A 13,965-nucleotide genomic window follows, 5' to 3' on the forward strand; every position below is an offset into this window, starting at 1 on the left:
GGCGGGTCAGCGCGGGTGTCGCCGTCGCGCCCGCGCGCGCCCGGCCCACCGGAGGCGCAGGCGCCGGCGGGTCCGGCGCCACCTCGCCCGGAGGTCCGTGCGGAGCGCTTGCTCGGCTTCGCGGTGCATGCCGATTTCGTGCAGCAGCTCGGCGACCCGGATCTGCTTGTCCGTCGGCACTTCAGCGACCGGCGGGCAGCAGCGAGGAGATCCGCAGCGACGACGTCCCGATGCCCGTCGGACCGCCGAAGCGGGGGTGGTGACCGAGCTCGGTCTCGCGGTACCGGCCGGCGTTCTCGTGCCAGTGCGCTGTCCCGGCCAGCCAGTTCCGGAGCGCCTCGACGTAGGCCGCCGGCAGGTCCGGGGCCGCGGCCGCCGCGTGCCGGAACTCCGCGAGCCGCGCCTCGGCCAGGTCCGCGACGATCCGGAGGGCCCGGTCCTCGGGGCAGCCGAGGAAGTTCCGCACCACCAGCACGCCGTTGTTCAGCTCGCCCTCGAACCGGATCTCCTTGCGGTGCGAGCGGAGGTCGTTGAGCAGCCCGGCGTAGTCGGCCGCGGTGTGCTCGAGGGTCTGCGCGGCCCGGCCGCCGCGCGCCCCGGGAGGCAGCGTGAGGCTCATCGAAAGCTCCACGCCGAACGTCCGGCGCCGCATCTCGACGTGGTCGATCGGGTCCGGGATCCGGTTCTGCGCCAGGTTCGTCAGCTTCCACAGCCAGCTCGACGTCATCGACGCGACCGCCCGGCGCACGGCGGGCAGGTCCGGCGTCCTCGGCCGGAGATCGGCGAGCGCGGCTTCGAGGGGGCCCAGTGGTGCGGGCGGGGCGTCGCCCAGGAGCAGCGTCAGGCGTTCGTGGCAGGCCCTGGCCGCGGCGAGGTCCCGCGTCGCGCCGAACACCTCCTGGAAGTGGTCGTCGGCGTACGTGCTCCAGGTCAGCCAGCCGGCGATGACGTCGAGCTCCGCCGCCGTCGCGTCCGGCCGGATACCCGCCGCGCACAGCGGCAGGTCGGCGGCGCGCAGCTTGCGTTCGTCCCACACGACACCGTCGAGGAGCCCGGTGCTCCGCGCCCAGTCGACGTTGCGGCGGCGGCCGGACTCCAGGTGCGGGCTCAGCCGCACCGGGAACGGCGGCTCCACGGCCGGCCGGGACGCCGAGACCGCGTCGAACGGCGGGTGGCTGTAGGCCCGCAGCCGTTGCGGAGCCGTCGTGAGCAGCGACGAGAGGATCGGCCCGCGGCCGTCGAGCGCGCCTTCGTTCATGTACCGGCCGGACCGCAGGTGCCACTCGTGGCCGCCGGACTGCCAGTCCTGGAGGCCCTTGACGTAGGCGAACGTCGCCGCGCGGGCGGCCGGGTCGACGCCGTGCTCGTCGAACAGTGCGGGCACCTCGGTGAGCGCGGTGTGCTCGAACTGGTGCAGGCGTGAGGTGATGAGGTCGTTGACGGCGTCGGCCGCCTCCTGCGTGGTGAGCCCGAGGAACTTCTCGACCACGAGCACGCCGTTGGACAGCTCGCCTTCGTCCTGCACTTCGCGTTGGTAGGAGAAGAGGTCGTTGCGCAGGTGGACGCCGTCGGCGAAGCAGTCGCGCAGGACTTCGAGGGGCCGCGACGCGGCGATCTCGTCCGGCACCTCGGCGTGCACCGAGTGCTCGACGAGGTTCGCCGACCACGGCGCGCCGCCGACCTTCCGCCGCATCTCGACGTACTCGATGGGGTTGGCGAGCCGGCCCTCGTTGATGTTGGCCAGCTCCCACAACGACTCTTCGAGCAGCGCCTTCGTGCTCTCGCCGAACCGGCGCCGCCACGCGGCCGAGCGGTGCGGGATCGTCCGGTCCCACAGGTCGGCCAGGCCGCGCTCGACCGGGTTCTCCGGTGTCGCGGTGATCTCGCCTTCGGCGGGCATGAACAGCGCGATCCGGTCGAGGTGGGTGCGCGCGCTTTCGATGTCGCCGGTGCGCTTGTACAGCTCGAGGAAGTGGTCGTCGAAGTAGAAGACCCAGACGTACCAGTCGGTGATCAGGTCGAGCTCGTCCGCGCCGGCGTCCGGGTGGGTGTACGCGCAGAGCAGCGCGTAGTCGTGGGAGTCGAGGTCGTGCTCGTCCCAGATGACGGTGCCGTGCTGCGGGACGCCGACCATGTCCATCCCGTACGCCCACGCCTTGCTGTGCGTGCGCGCCCGCTCGAGGTGCGGGTTCACCCGCGCCGGGTAAGGCATGTAGAACTCGGGGAGGACGAACGGCTGCTGAGGCACGCAGTGAGGCAACCAAACGAGGCCGGTGCCCGCCAAGGGAAGCAGCCCGGTTGCACACGAACGGGCCGCGCGCGTCCCCCGGCCGGCCCAGCGGTGTGCACGGGCCGGTCGGCACGCGGCAGCCCGCCGTCGCACGATGGAGGACGTACCCGACCGAGGAGAGCCGATGACCGAGACCCGAGTGGTCGACAACCCCGACGAAGGCCGCTACGAGATCTGGGCCGGGGACAAGCTGGCGGGGTCCGCGTTCTACGACCTGCGCGGCGACCTCACGGTGTTCACCCACACCGAGATCGACGACGCCTTCGCGGGCCAGGGGCTGGGCAAGGTCCTGGCCGCCGCCGCGCTGGACGACGTCGTCGCGAAGGGCCGGACGATCGTGCCGGTCTGCCCGTTCATCGCCGGATATCTGCGGAAGAACCCGGGCTACGAGGACCACGTTCGCTGGCCGAAAGGGTGATTGTTACGCCGAACGTGGCAGCGTCACTGGGCTGTTCGGGTCTGAGTTGAGAGGTATGTCCGGATCGATTGGTTATTAACCAACCTTAGTCGGTGGTGCGTTGGTTGCTCGGCAACGAAAGTGACCGGCGCAGGCTTCGAACCGGCAAACTGGAGGAAGTTGATGACTCCCCGGAAAACCGCCCTCAAGACCTTCGCCGTCTTGTCGGCCGCCGCGCTGACGTCCGGCGTGTGCGCGTCGGCGGCCACCGCGTCCCCCCAGGCCTTCGCCCAGGCGCAGGCCGCCGCGATCAGCAACGCCACCCAGGTCGCCGACTCGCTGGGTGCCACCTCGGGCGGCATCTACCTGGAGAACGGCAAGGCCGTCGTGAACGTCACCGACGACGCTTCGGTGCGGAAGGTCGAGGCCGCCGGCCTCACCGCGAAGAAGGTCAAGCACACCTTCGCGGCGCTGACCGGCGTCAAGAACCAGCTGGACGCGGTGAAGAACGTCCCGCAGACCGCGTGGGGCATCGACACCAAGACCAACCAGGTCGTGGTGAAGGTCTACGACGCGGCCAGCAAGGGCACCGCCGACAAGGTCGCCGCGGCCGCCGCCCGGTACGGCGACAGCGTCCGGGTCGAGCACCGCACCGGCAAGCTTTCGCTGTACATCGCCGACGGCGACGCGATCCAGAACGACCAGGGCCGCTGCTCCCTCGGCTTCAACGTGACGCGCGGCGGCGAGCCGTTCCTGCTCACCGCGGGCCACTGCACCAACCTCGGCGGTACCTGGGCCGGCGGCGACGTCTCCGGCGCGCAGGTCGTCGAAAGCGACTGCCCGGGAGCCGACTCCGGTCTGCTGACCCGTCCGAACGGCTCCGGCCCCGGCGAGATCAACACCGGCCAGGCGATCACGAGCGCGGCGACCCCGACGGTCGGCGAGCAGATGCAGAAGCAGGGCTCGACCACCGGTGGTGGCAGCGGCGAGGTCACCTCGGTCGACGAGTCGGTCAACTTCGACGTCGGTGTCCTGAACCACGAGTTCGGCACCACCGCGCACACCGACCACGGTGACTCGGGCGGCCCGGCCTACGACGGTTCGAAGGGCCTCGGCACGCTGTCCGGCGGCGACACCGTGACCAGCTACTTCTACCCGCTCACGCTGGAGCTGCAGAGCTACGGCCTCGAGCTCGCCTGACAAGACCCGCAGGGCCCCTTCACACGCGTCGAGGGCGCGTGAAGGGGCCCTGCTTCCCTTTCAGAGCCGCTTCGCGCGGTAGACGGCGTCGGTGTGGTGGCCCTCGCCGCGCGTCTCGCAGGTCTCGACGATCCACTCCCAGGCGTCGCCGAGGAAGTTCGTGATCTCCTCCGGCTCGAAGAACAGCTCCAGCGGCGGCGCCTGGCCGTCGAACTCGCGCATGGCCTTCGGCGAGTGCCCGACGACCAGCAGCGAGCCGCCGGGCCGGACGGCCGCCGCGGCCGCCGTGAAGACGTCGCGGCGCAGGTCCGGCGGCAGGTGCATGTACTGCGCGGAGATCAGGTCGTACTGCTCTTCCGGCTGCCACTTCAGGATGTCGCGGTGCAGCCAGCGGACCTCCACACCCGCTTCCTTCCCGGCTTCCTCGGCGCGGGCGAGCGCGATGGTCGAGATGTCGGCGCCGTCGACCGTCCAGCCCTGCTTCGCGAGCCAGATCGCGTCCCCGCCCTCGCCGCAGCCGAGGTCCAGGGCGCGCCCGGGTTTGAGCCCGGTGACCTCGGAGCTGAGGTTGCGGTTGACGTTCCCGCTCCAGATCCGGTGCTCGTCGCGCTGGTAGAGCGCTTCCCAGAAGTCCTGCTTGAGCATGTTCTCGACGGTCATCGGCTGGTCGTGCGTGTGCGCCATGGCTCCTCCTCGGTGACGTCCCCCAGCATGCGGAGGACGTCACCGAAGAGGCAAATCGTGTTGCCGATCCGGCAACTCAGGCCGTGCCGTACACCTGCATCTCGTACAGCGAGTAGCCGTACGACGTGCCGCGCGTGACGCCGTTCATCCGCACGTAGCGGCCGCTGCCGGCCAGGCCGGTGAGGTCGTCGGTGGCGCCGTTGCCGGTCGTGGTGCTGTAGATCGTCGTCCAGGTCGTGCCGTCGGCCGAGGTCTGGATGCTGTACGCCTTCCCGTACGCGGCTTCCCAGCTCAGCTTGACGTGCGAGACCGCCTTGGTGGCGCCGAGGTCGACGCGCAGCCACTCGTTCGCGGAGCCTTCCTTCGACGCCCAGCGCGTACTGGTCAGATTGCCGTCGAAGGCCGCGCTCGCCGGGTAGGACGACGACTCCGTCGACGACGCCGTCGCGGTCTTGCCTTGGGAGAGCAGGCTTTCGGTGCCGCCCCCGCCGGTGACCGTGACGCCGAGCGAAGCGGTCTTCGTCCCGCCGGTGATGGTGATCGTCGCCGAGCCCGGGGTCGCGGTCGCGACGGCGGTGACCGTGGCGGTCGAGGTTCCGCCGGCCGGCACCGACGCCGGGGAGAAGGACACGGTGACGCCTGCGGGAGCGCCGCTCGCGGACAGCGTGACGGCGTCCGTGGAGGTGACGGTGGCCGTCGCCGACGCCCCCGGCGCGACCGACACCGCCGACGGAGTCACGCTGAGGTCGCTCGAGGTGCCGGCCGCGGTGAACGTCCAGCGGGCCTGCGTGCCGGAGCAGCTGCCCGCGGTGAGGGTCGTGCCCGAGGCGCGGAAGCACTTCTTGCTCGTCTGGATGTCGGAAATGGTGCCGTCGGGGTTGATCGACCACTGCTGGGCCGGCCCGCCGGTGCAGGTCTGCAGCACGATCGAGCTGCCGGAGATGCCCGCGCACTTGTCGTCGATCACCAGGAAAGCGCCGTGGAAGGTGAAGCGCTGGGCGTCGGTTCCGGTGCAGGCGGCGACTTTCAGCGTCGTCCCGCTGCTCGGGGCTTCGAGGCACGTGCCGGTCGAGTTGTTCTTGTACTGGCCGACGGTCGTGTTCGGCTGGGCCCCGCCCCAGCACTCGCCGGTGCTGGTGTTGAAGATCGGCGTCGCGTCGTAGTCCTCGTTCGACGGCGGGTCGACCACCACCGGCTCCATCACCGGCGTGTTGTCGGCGTTGTAGTGCGTGAGCGCGTCTTCGCAGTCGATCGCGTCGAAGGCGCTGCCGCCCTTGCCGCCGAGCCAGAGGTCGATGTGCCGCAGGCCGGGGCCGCCGTTCGGGCCCTTGCTGTTCCAGTCGTCGGAACACTCGTCGCAGCCGTCCTCCATGATGAAGTACTTCTTCACCCGCGGGACCCAGACCTTGGTGCCGGGCTTCAGTTCGTCGCTGCTGGTGGCGAAGGTGATCGGGTCGGCGTAGCTGCCCTTGCCGCCCGCGGTGTCGTGGATCTTCGGGTAGGCGATGTCGCCGCCGGGCGGGGTGTTGTCCCACCAGCCGTAGAAGGTGAGGAAGGTGGGCTGCGTGGTGGCCGCGTTCGCGGTGGTCGCGCCGGCGAGGGCGGAGGCCAGTGCGAGGAACAGGGTCACGACGAGCACGAGAGCGCGCCGGGTCATGCTGCCTCCGGGAAGGGGTGGGCGGACGATGACGTGCGGCGTTCGTTCAGGTTCGCCGGATGGCGGCTCGCCGTCAAGACCTGTTCGTAAAGTTTCCTAACGAATCCGGTTCTCGTGTCCCGGTCGGCGGGAAAGTCGAGCGGGGGCCCGCTTTCGTCGGCGAAGATGGCGCCATGAGCGAACAGCGGGAAGTCGTGGTCACCGGGGGCGGCACGGGCATCGGGCTGGCGATCGCCGCCCGGTTCGCGGCGGCGGGCGAGCGGGTGACCGTCACGGGACGGCGCAAGGACGTCCTCGAAGCCGCGGCGGAACGGATCGGCGCGCGGGCGGTGGCGTTCGACGCGAGCGACCCGGCGGCGGTGCAGGCCGCCCTGGCGGAGCTGCCGGCCCGGGTGGACGTCCTGGTCAACAACGCCGGCGGCAACACCGATCGCGTCCGCGAAGCCCCGGCGCCGGGCGACCTCGCGGGGCTGGCCGACGCGTGGCGCGCCAACTTCGAGGCCAACGTCGTTTCCGCTGTTCTCGTGACGGCCGCGCTGAAGCCGCGCTTCGCGGACAACGTGCGGGTCGTGACGCTCGGCTCCATCGCGGCGAAGCAGGGCTCCGGCTCGTACGGCGCGGCGAAAGCGGCCGTCGAAGCGTGGAACACCGACCTCGCGCGGCAGCTCGGCGCCGGCGGTTCGGCCAACGTCGTGGCGCCCGGCGTCACCCTCGACACGGAGTTCTTCCACGGCACGGTCACCGAAGAATGGGTCGAGGCACGGGTTTCCGTCGCGTTCGACAAGCGCGCCGGGCGTCCGGAAGAAGTCGCGGAGACCGTGCAGTTCCTCGCGTCGCCGGGAGCCGGGCACATCACGGGACAGGTCGTGCATGTGAACGGCGGCGCTTACGGGGCCCGCTAGGCCATTCCGGTCGGAAGTGGGTCGATCGTCCCACGACGGCGCCGGTTCTCTCCATGGTGGAAGTGACCTGACCACCGCAAGAGAGGTGTGATCCGCCGTGACGGCAGCATCCGAAACCCCGGCCCTCCCCACGGCACGACCGGCCGGATGCCCGTACGACCCGCCCGGGAACTACGCCACCCTGCGGGAAACCGCGCCGACGTCGCAGGTGCGCTGCCCGGCGGGCATGGACGCCTGGCTGGTGACGCGCTACCGCGACGTCCGCGCGGTGCTCGCCGACCGCACGATGAGCTCGCGCGGCGCGTCCTCGGTGCACGTCAAGCCCGACGCCGACCTCGACGAGGAGGTCAGTCCCGGGTCCATCATCCAGCTCGACGGCGCCGACCACGCCCGCATCCGGAAGATGGTGATCGCGGAGTTCACCGTGCGGCGCGTGGAGGCGATGCGCGGCTACGTCCAGGAACTGGTGGAGAGCCACCTCGACGCGATGCTCGCCAAGCCGGGTCGCGCGGATCTGGTGCGGGACTTCGCGTTGCCGATCCCGTCGCTGGTGATCTGCGAGCTGCTCGGCGTCCCGTACGCGGATCGGTCGCGTTTCCAGCGGCAGAGCGGGTTCCTGGTCAGCACCGACGCCACGCCCGAAGAGGGGAAGCAGGCGTACGACGAGCTTTCCGGCTTCCTGGCGGAGCTGTTCACCGATCGGCAGCGGAATCCGCGGGACGACCTGTTCAGCAGGCTGATTTCCCGCGGCGCCGCCGCCGGTGACCCGCTCACGATGGAAGAGCTGGTCGTGCTCGGGCTGAGCCTCCTGGTGGCCGGCCACGAGACGACGGCGAACATGATCGCGCTCAGCGCACTGGTGCTGCTGGAACAGCCCGCCCAGCGCGACGTCGTGCTCGCCGCGCCCGAGCGCGCGATCGAGGAGCTGCTGCGGTACCTGTCGGTCGTCCAGTTCGGCGTGCTGCGCTACGCGACCGAGGACGTGCAGGTCGGTTCCCGGTCGGTGAAGGCGGGGGAGTGGCTGGTGGCGGCGTTGAACTCGGCCAACCGCGACGAGGAGCTGTTCCCCGGCGGTGACAAGCTCGACTTCCACCGCGAGTCGCCGCGCACGCACGTCGCGTTCGGGTTCGGCGCGCACCAGTGCGTGGGGCAGCAGCTGGCCCGCGTCGAGCTGCAGGAGGCGCTGACGCGGCTGTTCCGCCGGGTGCCGGACCTGAGGCTGGCGGTGCCGCGGGAGTCGTTGGCGTACAAGCACAACACACTGGTGTACGGCGTGCGGGAGCTGCCGGTCGCCTGGGGGTGAGAATGGCGGCATGAGCACATCACCGGCCCGGCGCTTGTGGGCGGCCGTGGAACCGTTGCACGCGGTCGTCTACTTCGCGCCGGAGACGGCGTCGGCGGCGAAGGAGGCCGGCCTGCGGGGGTACTGGATGGGGTACTTCGCGGGCCGCCTCGCGCCGCTGGGCCCGATCGGTCCCACGGCCGCGACGGCGGTGTTGTTCGGCTTCGCCCCGGCGATGGTGGCGCGGGCGCTGCCGGACGCGTGGTCGTTCGCCTCGCCTTCCGAGGTGCTTCGCGCTCGGCTTTCGTCCGTCGAGGCCGCTCTTTCGCGCGTCTTGGGGTCCGCGGGCCACTCCGAGCTGGCGTCGCTGCTGGAGCGGGCGGTTTCGGCGTGCCGGTTCGACGGGCGCCCGCTGGCGGCGGCGTGGTCGGCGGTGCCGCGGCCGCCGGGCGTGCTCGGCCGCCTGTGGCTGGCGGCGACGGTGCTGCGCGAGCACCGCGGCGACGGTCACGTCCTGGCGGCGGTCCACGCGGGGTTGACGGGCCTGGAGACGACGCTGACCCACATCGGCGACGGCGTGATCGAGCGTGGTGACGTCGAGCCCCACCGAGGCTGGACCGACGCGGAGTGGACGGCGTCGGTTTCGGCGTTGCGGACCCGCGGCCTGCTGGACGCGTCCGGCCGCCTGACCCCGGCCGGTGCGGCGGTGCGCCGCGGGATCGAGGAGGACACGGACCGGCTGGCGGCGGCCCCGGTGGAGGCACTCGGCCCGGCCGGCCTGGCGCGGCTGCTGGAGCTGGCGGTGCCGCTGGGCCGGGCGGTGGTGGACGCGGGGGTGGTCCCGGTCCCGAACCCGATGGGTGTTCCGCGTCCGTGAGTGTCGATTTCCGGCGGGCCTGTTCGACGCACCGGTGAACGCACCCGGACCTCGGAGGGACCCATGACGTTGCTCGCCGGCAAGAACGCGGTCGTGTACGGCGGCGGAGGTCGCATCGGCGCGGCCGTGGCCACGGCTTTCGCGGCGGAAGGCGCTCGAGTCTTCCTCGCGGGCCGCACCCGCGCACGGCTGGAGGAGGTCGCTTCGCACATCCGCGCGGAGGGCGGCTCGGCCGAGGTGGCGGAGGTGGACGCCCTGGACGAGCGGGCGGTCGACGACCACGCGTCCGCGGTCGCGGCCGAGGGCGGCCTGGACATCTCGTTCAACCTCATCGCTCATGGCGACGTCCAGGGCACGCCCCTGATCGACATGGCACTGGCGGACTACGAGCGCCCGGTCCTGACGGCGGTCAGAACCCAGTTCCTGACGGCCCGAGCGGCGGCCCGCCAGATGGTGAAGCAGGGGTCCGGAGCGATCTTGTTCTTCGGTGGCGCGGGCGAACCGGTCCGAGAGTTCGCGGTGGGTGGGCTCCAGGTGGCGTTCCACGCGCTCGAGGCGATGCGCCGCCAGCTGGCGGCCGAGCTGGGGCCGCAGGGGGTACGGACGGTGACGCTCCGAACGGGCGGAATCCCGGAGACCCTCCCGGCGGAGTTCCGGGGCCGCGAGGAGCTGGAGCGGAACATCGCGGGCAAGACAATGCTCGGCCAGGCGGCGACATTGGCCGACGTGGGCGCGGTGGCGGCGTTCGTGGCATCGGACCGGGCAAGGACGATGACGGCCTCAACGGTCAACATAAGCTGCGGCGCCCTGGTGGACTAGCGAGGGTCGCGGTGAGCCGGGGAGGGCCGGTCGTCAGCCCGCGCTCATCGGCGTGCCGTGATCTGCTGCACCGTCCATGCGTTGCCGTCCGGGTCGGCGAAGTGCACGAAACCCACGTTGTTCAGGTCCGCTTCTCCGTCCCAGGTGCCCATGCCGTGGACCTGGATCTCGCTGACCTCGACGCCGCGCTCGGTGAGCATCGCGTGCGCCTTCGGCAGGTCGTTGACCACCAGCTGGAGGCCCTTCAGCGACCCCGGCGGCATGTCGGGCACCGCGCCGCGGCCGAACACCACCGAGCAGCCCGACCCCGGTGGGGTCAGCTGCACGATGCGGACGCCCTCGGCGGGCGTCACGTCGTGGTCGAGGGTGAATCCGACCTGGTCCGCGTAGAAGGCCTTCGCCCGGTCCACATCGGACACCGGCACCACGACCACTTCGAGCGTCCACTCCATCGCGCGTCCTTCCGTCGGCCAAACCAGGCGGAGCACACGCTACCCGTGCCCGGGGTGTTCGCGTACCGCTCGTCAATCCTCCGCGATCAGCCGCCGCACCGCGTCCACCACGAGCTCGCGCCGTTGCTCGCGGGAGAGGGTGTTGCGCACGCCGAGTTCCGAATTGGTCGTCGCCCACGCCGTCGAGATCGACTGGATCAGCACCAGCAACTCCATGGGTGTGTAGTGCTTGGACAGTCTCCCTTCGTCCTGGGCTCGTTGCAGGTCGAACAGCCGGATCTCGTTGGCCAGCACGATCTCCGTGACCCACTTGCCGTCGGGGCGCTCCAGCCGGTGCCAGACCGCCAGCCGCAGCGTTTCCGGCTGCTCTTCGTACCGGTCGAAGAGCTTCCCGGCGTAGCCCGGCAGGTCGTCGGCGTCGACCGGGACTTCCATGACGAACTTGGCGACCGACTCGCCGAAGACCGTGTCGAACAAGCTGTCCTTGTTGATGAAGTACTTGTAGAGCATCGCCTTGTTGCAGCCGGCGGCGTCCGCGATCCGGTCCACGCGGGCGCCCGCGATGCCCCGTTCCGCGAACTCCTCCGTGGCGGCGGCGAGGAGTCGCCGCTTCGTCTCCGCCGCATCTCTCATGCCGGCCAATATAGCAACTAACTGGTTGGTTGACAAACTCGCTCAGCCGGTGTTTCCTGGAAGCAACCAACCGGTTGGTTAGCCGGTTCGAGCGAACGAGGAGAAGAGCGTCATGAGCAGGACTTGGCTGATCACCGGCAGTTCCCGGGGGTTCGGGCGGGAGCTGGCCCGGGTCGCGCTCGAGGACGGTGACCGGGTGGTCGCCACCGCGCGCCGGCCGGAGCAGCTGAAAGATCTGGTGGCCGAACACGGTGACAACGTCCGGGTGTTCGCGCTGGACGTCACCGACCCCGCGGCCGCGCGAGAGGCCGTCGCCTTCGCGGTGCGCGAGTTCGGCGGGCTCGACGTCGTGGCCAACAACGCCGGCTACGCGAACAGCGCGCCGATCGAGGACATGCCGGAGGACGACTTCCGAGCCCAGGTGGAGGCCAACTTCTTCGGCGTCGTCAACGTCACGCGCGCGGCGCTGCCGGTGTTCCGCGAGCAGGGCTCGGGGCACTTCCTGCAGTTCTCCTCGGTCGGCGGCCGGGTCGGCGGCTCGCCGGGGCTGGGTGCCTACCAGGCGGCGAAGTTCGCCGTGGAGGGATTCTCCGAGGTGCTCAACGCCGAGGTGAAGCCGTTCGGCGTCAAGGTCACGATCGTCGAGCCGGGCGCGTTCCGCACGGACTGGCAGGGCGTCTCGATGGAGCGCGCACCGGTCCGCCCGGAGTACGACGCCTCGGTCGGTGAGATGCACCGCCTCCGCGACGCGACCGACGGCAAGCAGGCGGGCGACCCGGCTCGCGGAGCCCGCATCCTCGCCGACGTGGTCCGGCTGGACGCGCCGCCGCTGCGCCTGTTGCTCGGCGCGGACGCGGTCGAAGCGGTGCAACGGTCGGACCGCGCGCGGGGAGCCGAGGTGGAGGAATGGGCCGAGGTGAGCCGGTCCGCGGGGTTCGCCGCGAACTGAGCGACCGGCGCGGACCGGGAGGGCGATGGGAGCTGACTGGGCGCACTGGGGAACGGCGCCGGGGTAGGCGAGTCGCGGCTCTTCGGCCACGCGTCGAGCCGGGCAGGACCTTGCCGAGCGCGCCGGTGAGCTGACCTCACCCCTGGGCTGACTCCCGTTGCTCGACCACCAGTCGCTGGTGACGGGCCGCGCGGACGCGGTCGCCGCAGGTTGTCGAGCACCAACGGCGGCGGGCGTGCTCGCGGAAGAAGAACCGTACGCAGCCGTGGGCCTCGCACGGGCGCACCAGGGGGCCGAGGTCGCCGGTGACCACCTCGATCGCGTCGCGGGCCAGGGCGGCCAAAGCCGCCGAAAGGGTGCCCGGGCTGGTGCTGTGCCACTCGCGGTGGGGCCCCGACGGCCAGGTGAGCTGGGGCGCCGCGGCGTCGGCGCTGGCCGCCGCGTTCACCGTCTCCACCGCGCCGGTGGACGGTGCGCGGTCTTCGGCCAGGGCGGCCAGCAGTTCGCGGACGGCCGCGCGGAGGTCCGTGACGCGGCTCAGGTCTTCCGCGTCGAGTGAGGTGGCCGGGGGGAGGCCCAGCCACGACGCGGCCGCGGGCGGCTCGGCCAGGTCGTCGACCTCGCCGCCGGCGCCGAGCCGGCGGGTGTTGACCAGCGCCAGCGCGGGGGAGCGCTCCTCGCCGGGTGCCGCAGTGACCACGTTCGCCTCCCGAAGTTCGGCCCTCATTGTCCAGATCCGTTGACAGTCTACGTCGTCTCATGGATAAATGAGCAAGTAAACATGAGACGTGAGGAGAGACCGATGGTCGCCGTGTATCACCGCTTTGCCACCGTTGCCGGGCGCCGGCTGTTCTACCGGGAGGCCGGGCCCGCCGACGCGCCCACGATCGTGCTGCTCCACGGGTTTCCGACCAGCTCGCACATGTACCGGCACCTCATCCCGGCGCTGGCCGACCGCTACCACGTCGTCGCGCCCGACTACCTGGGCGCGGGCGCGTCCGACGCGCCGCCGGTCGGCGAGTTCGCCTACACCTTCGACGCCCTCGCCGAGCTCACCCTCGGCCTGCTCGACGAGATCGGCCTGGACCGCTTCGCGCTCTACATCCAGGACTTCGGCGCCCCGGTCGGCCTGCGGATCGCGGCCGGGAACCCGGAGCGGGTCACCGCGATCGTCACGCAGAACGGCAACGCCTACGTCGACGGCCTGGGGGCCGGGCTGCCGCAGCGCCTCGCCGCCGGCACGCTGACCGACGAGGACCTGCGCGGCATGGTCAGCCTCGAAGCCACCAAGGCGCAGTATCTCGACGGCGTGCCCGACCCGGCGCTGGTCAGCCCGGACGTCTGGGTCCACGACCAGGCCCTGCTCGACCGGCCCGGCGGCGCCGAAATCCAGATGGCGTTGCTCGCGGACTACCACCACAACATCGGGCTGTACCCGAAGTTCCACGAGTACTTCCGGACCAGCCAGGTCCCGCTGCTGGCCGTCTGGGGCGGCAACGACGGGATCTTCATCGCCGACGGCGCCCGCGCCTACGCCCGCGACCTGCCCGACGCCGAGATCCACCTGCTCGACTCGGGCCACTTCGCGCTCGAAACGCACCTCGACGCCATCGCCGGGTATGTCCGCGGATTCCTCGGAAGGGTGGTGACGCCGTGAAATCCGTTCTCCCTCAACGGGTTCGGTGAGCGGGACACCGGCGCGGCGCCGGTTGACCGGTCCGGCGTCCCGCTCGTAGGGTCGTCCCGAGATCGCCCTGGCTCCAGGTCGGTCCCGGTCCCGGAGAACCCCGCCGTCGTCGTCAGGCATCCGCCTCTGCCTGTGC

Annotated in this window: 15 protein-coding genes; 8 read left to right on the forward strand and 7 right to left on the reverse strand. The window is 71.2% G+C overall.

Translation table 11 applies throughout. The features are described 5' to 3' along the window. Positions 1 to 6 precede the first annotated feature (6 nt). Together ABZ342_RS15455 and ABZ342_RS15460 are read right to left on the reverse strand one after the other, a co-directional pair. The gene (locus ABZ342_RS15455) at positions 7 to 180 is read right to left on the reverse strand and encodes a hypothetical protein (RefSeq protein ID WP_155544668.1); all 174 of its coding nucleotides are present in this window, start codon (positions 178 to 180) and stop codon (positions 7 to 9) included. A 1-nt stretch (position 181) separates the two neighbouring features. Then, entirely contained in the window at positions 182 to 2,212 is a 2,031-nt protein-coding gene (locus ABZ342_RS15460; protein WP_360473412.1) for a germacradienol/geosmin synthase, read from the reverse strand. A gap of 202 nt (positions 2,213 to 2,414) precedes the next feature. Between ABZ342_RS15460 and ABZ342_RS15465 the strand changes: the two genes are divergently transcribed. Continuing rightward, positions 2,415 to 2,708 carry a GNAT family N-acetyltransferase gene (locus ABZ342_RS15465; protein ID WP_360473215.1) on the forward strand — a complete coding sequence of 98 codons (294 nt, stop codon included), beginning with the start codon at positions 2,415 to 2,417 and terminating at the stop codon, positions 2,706 to 2,708. Positions 2,709 to 2,870: 162 nt separating this feature from the next. Further along, a complete protein-coding gene (locus ABZ342_RS15470; RefSeq protein WP_360473217.1) occupies positions 2,871 to 3,887 on the forward strand; it encodes a S1 family peptidase in 1,017 nt (338 codons plus the stop codon). Positions 3,888 to 3,947: 60 nt separating this feature from the next. Here the strand turns inward: ABZ342_RS15470 and ABZ342_RS15475 are convergent, their stop codons facing one another. Further along, a complete protein-coding gene (locus ABZ342_RS15475) occupies positions 3,948 to 4,571 on the reverse strand; it encodes a methyltransferase domain-containing protein (protein WP_360473219.1) in 624 nt (207 codons plus the stop codon). Between the two features lie 76 nt (positions 4,572 to 4,647). Then, positions 4,648 to 6,228: a discoidin domain-containing protein gene (locus ABZ342_RS15480; RefSeq protein ID WP_360473221.1), complete on the reverse strand. Its 1,581-nt coding sequence runs from the start codon at positions 6,226 to 6,228 to the stop codon at positions 4,648 to 4,650. Positions 6,229 to 6,401: 173 nt separating this feature from the next. Between ABZ342_RS15480 and ABZ342_RS15485 the strand changes: the two genes are divergently transcribed. The 4 genes from ABZ342_RS15485 to ABZ342_RS15500 all read left to right on the forward strand — a co-directional run bounded on the left by ABZ342_RS15485 (position 6,402) and on the right by ABZ342_RS15500 (position 10,108). Further along, positions 6,402 to 7,130 carry an SDR family oxidoreductase gene (locus ABZ342_RS15485; protein ID WP_360473223.1) on the forward strand — a complete coding sequence of 243 codons (729 nt, stop codon included), beginning with the start codon at positions 6,402 to 6,404 and terminating at the stop codon, positions 7,128 to 7,130. 97 nt (positions 7,131 to 7,227) lie between these two features. Next, on the forward strand, positions 7,228 to 8,433 hold the full coding sequence (locus tag ABZ342_RS15490) for a cytochrome P450 (RefSeq protein WP_360473225.1): 1,206 nt from the start codon (positions 7,228 to 7,230) through the stop codon (positions 8,431 to 8,433). Positions 8,434 to 8,443: 10 nt separating this feature from the next. Then, positions 8,444 to 9,289 carry a hypothetical protein gene (locus tag ABZ342_RS15495; protein WP_360473227.1) on the forward strand — a complete coding sequence of 282 codons (846 nt, stop codon included), beginning with the start codon at positions 8,444 to 8,446 and terminating at the stop codon, positions 9,287 to 9,289. A 63-nt stretch (positions 9,290 to 9,352) separates the two neighbouring features. Then, a complete protein-coding gene (locus ABZ342_RS15500) occupies positions 9,353 to 10,108 on the forward strand; it encodes an SDR family oxidoreductase (protein ID WP_360473229.1) in 756 nt (251 codons plus the stop codon). Positions 10,109 to 10,152: 44 nt separating this feature from the next. Here the strand turns inward: ABZ342_RS15500 and ABZ342_RS15505 are convergent, their stop codons facing one another. Beyond that, the gene (locus ABZ342_RS15505; RefSeq protein ID WP_360473231.1) at positions 10,153 to 10,560 is read right to left on the reverse strand and encodes a VOC family protein; all 408 of its coding nucleotides are present in this window, start codon (positions 10,558 to 10,560) and stop codon (positions 10,153 to 10,155) included. 72 nt (positions 10,561 to 10,632) lie between these two features. Further along, positions 10,633 to 11,193, reverse strand: a complete 561-nt coding sequence (locus tag ABZ342_RS15510) for a TetR family transcriptional regulator (protein WP_360473233.1) — start codon at positions 11,191 to 11,193, stop codon at positions 10,633 to 10,635. 112 nt (positions 11,194 to 11,305) lie between these two features. Here ABZ342_RS15510 and ABZ342_RS15515 point away from each other — a divergent pair, with 112 nt between their 5' ends. Continuing rightward, entirely contained in the window at positions 11,306 to 12,142 is an 837-nt protein-coding gene (locus ABZ342_RS15515) for an oxidoreductase (protein WP_360473235.1), read from the forward strand. Between the two features lie 136 nt (positions 12,143 to 12,278). Here the strand turns inward: ABZ342_RS15515 and ABZ342_RS15520 are convergent, their stop codons facing one another. Continuing rightward, positions 12,279 to 12,842, reverse strand: coding sequence for a CGNR zinc finger domain-containing protein (locus ABZ342_RS15520; protein WP_360473237.1), 564 nt, complete (start codon positions 12,840 to 12,842; stop codon positions 12,279 to 12,281). Positions 12,843 to 12,944: 102 nt separating this feature from the next. On the opposite strand from ABZ342_RS15520, the gene ABZ342_RS15525 reads away from it, so the two are divergent. Further along, positions 12,945 to 13,799: an alpha/beta hydrolase gene (locus tag ABZ342_RS15525; RefSeq protein ID WP_360473239.1), complete on the forward strand. Its 855-nt coding sequence runs from the start codon at positions 12,945 to 12,947 to the stop codon at positions 13,797 to 13,799. Positions 13,800 to 13,965: the final 166 nt, after the last annotated feature.

The organism is Amycolatopsis sp. NPDC005961 (assembly GCF_040629235.1).
Lineage (GTDB): Bacteria > Actinomycetota > Actinomycetes > Mycobacteriales > Pseudonocardiaceae > Amycolatopsis > Amycolatopsis camponoti.

Bases quoted from the DNA above. Each gene is read 5' to 3' on its own strand.
- ABZ342_RS15460 (WP_360473412.1), bottom strand. From the start codon at position 2,212: ATGCCTTACCCGGCGCGGGTGAACCCGCACCTCGAGCGGGCGCGCACG.
- ABZ342_RS15465 (WP_360473215.1), top strand. From the start codon at position 2,415: ATGACCGAGACCCGAGTGGTCGACAACCCCGACGAAGGCCGCTACGAG.
- ABZ342_RS15470 (WP_360473217.1), top strand. From the start codon at position 2,871: ATGACTCCCCGGAAAACCGCCCTCAAGACCTTCGCCGTCTTGTCGGCC.
- ABZ342_RS15475 (WP_360473219.1), bottom strand. From the start codon at position 4,571: ATGGCGCACACGCACGACCAGCCGATGACCGTCGAGAACATGCTCAAG.
- ABZ342_RS15480 (WP_360473221.1), bottom strand. From the start codon at position 6,228: ATGACCCGGCGCGCTCTCGTGCTCGTCGTGACCCTGTTCCTCGCACTG.
- ABZ342_RS15485 (WP_360473223.1), top strand. From the start codon at position 6,402: ATGAGCGAACAGCGGGAAGTCGTGGTCACCGGGGGCGGCACGGGCATC.
- ABZ342_RS15495 (WP_360473227.1), top strand. From the start codon at position 8,444: ATGAGCACATCACCGGCCCGGCGCTTGTGGGCGGCCGTGGAACCGTTG.
- ABZ342_RS15500 (WP_360473229.1), top strand. From the start codon at position 9,353: ATGACGTTGCTCGCCGGCAAGAACGCGGTCGTGTACGGCGGCGGAGGT.
- ABZ342_RS15505 (WP_360473231.1), bottom strand. From the start codon at position 10,560: ATGGAGTGGACGCTCGAAGTGGTCGTGGTGCCGGTGTCCGATGTGGAC.
- ABZ342_RS15510 (WP_360473233.1), bottom strand. From the start codon at position 11,193: ATGAGAGATGCGGCGGAGACGAAGCGGCGACTCCTCGCCGCCGCCACG.
- ABZ342_RS15515 (WP_360473235.1), top strand. From the start codon at position 11,306: ATGAGCAGGACTTGGCTGATCACCGGCAGTTCCCGGGGGTTCGGGCGG.
- ABZ342_RS15525 (WP_360473239.1), top strand. From the start codon at position 12,945: ATGGTCGCCGTGTATCACCGCTTTGCCACCGTTGCCGGGCGCCGGCTG.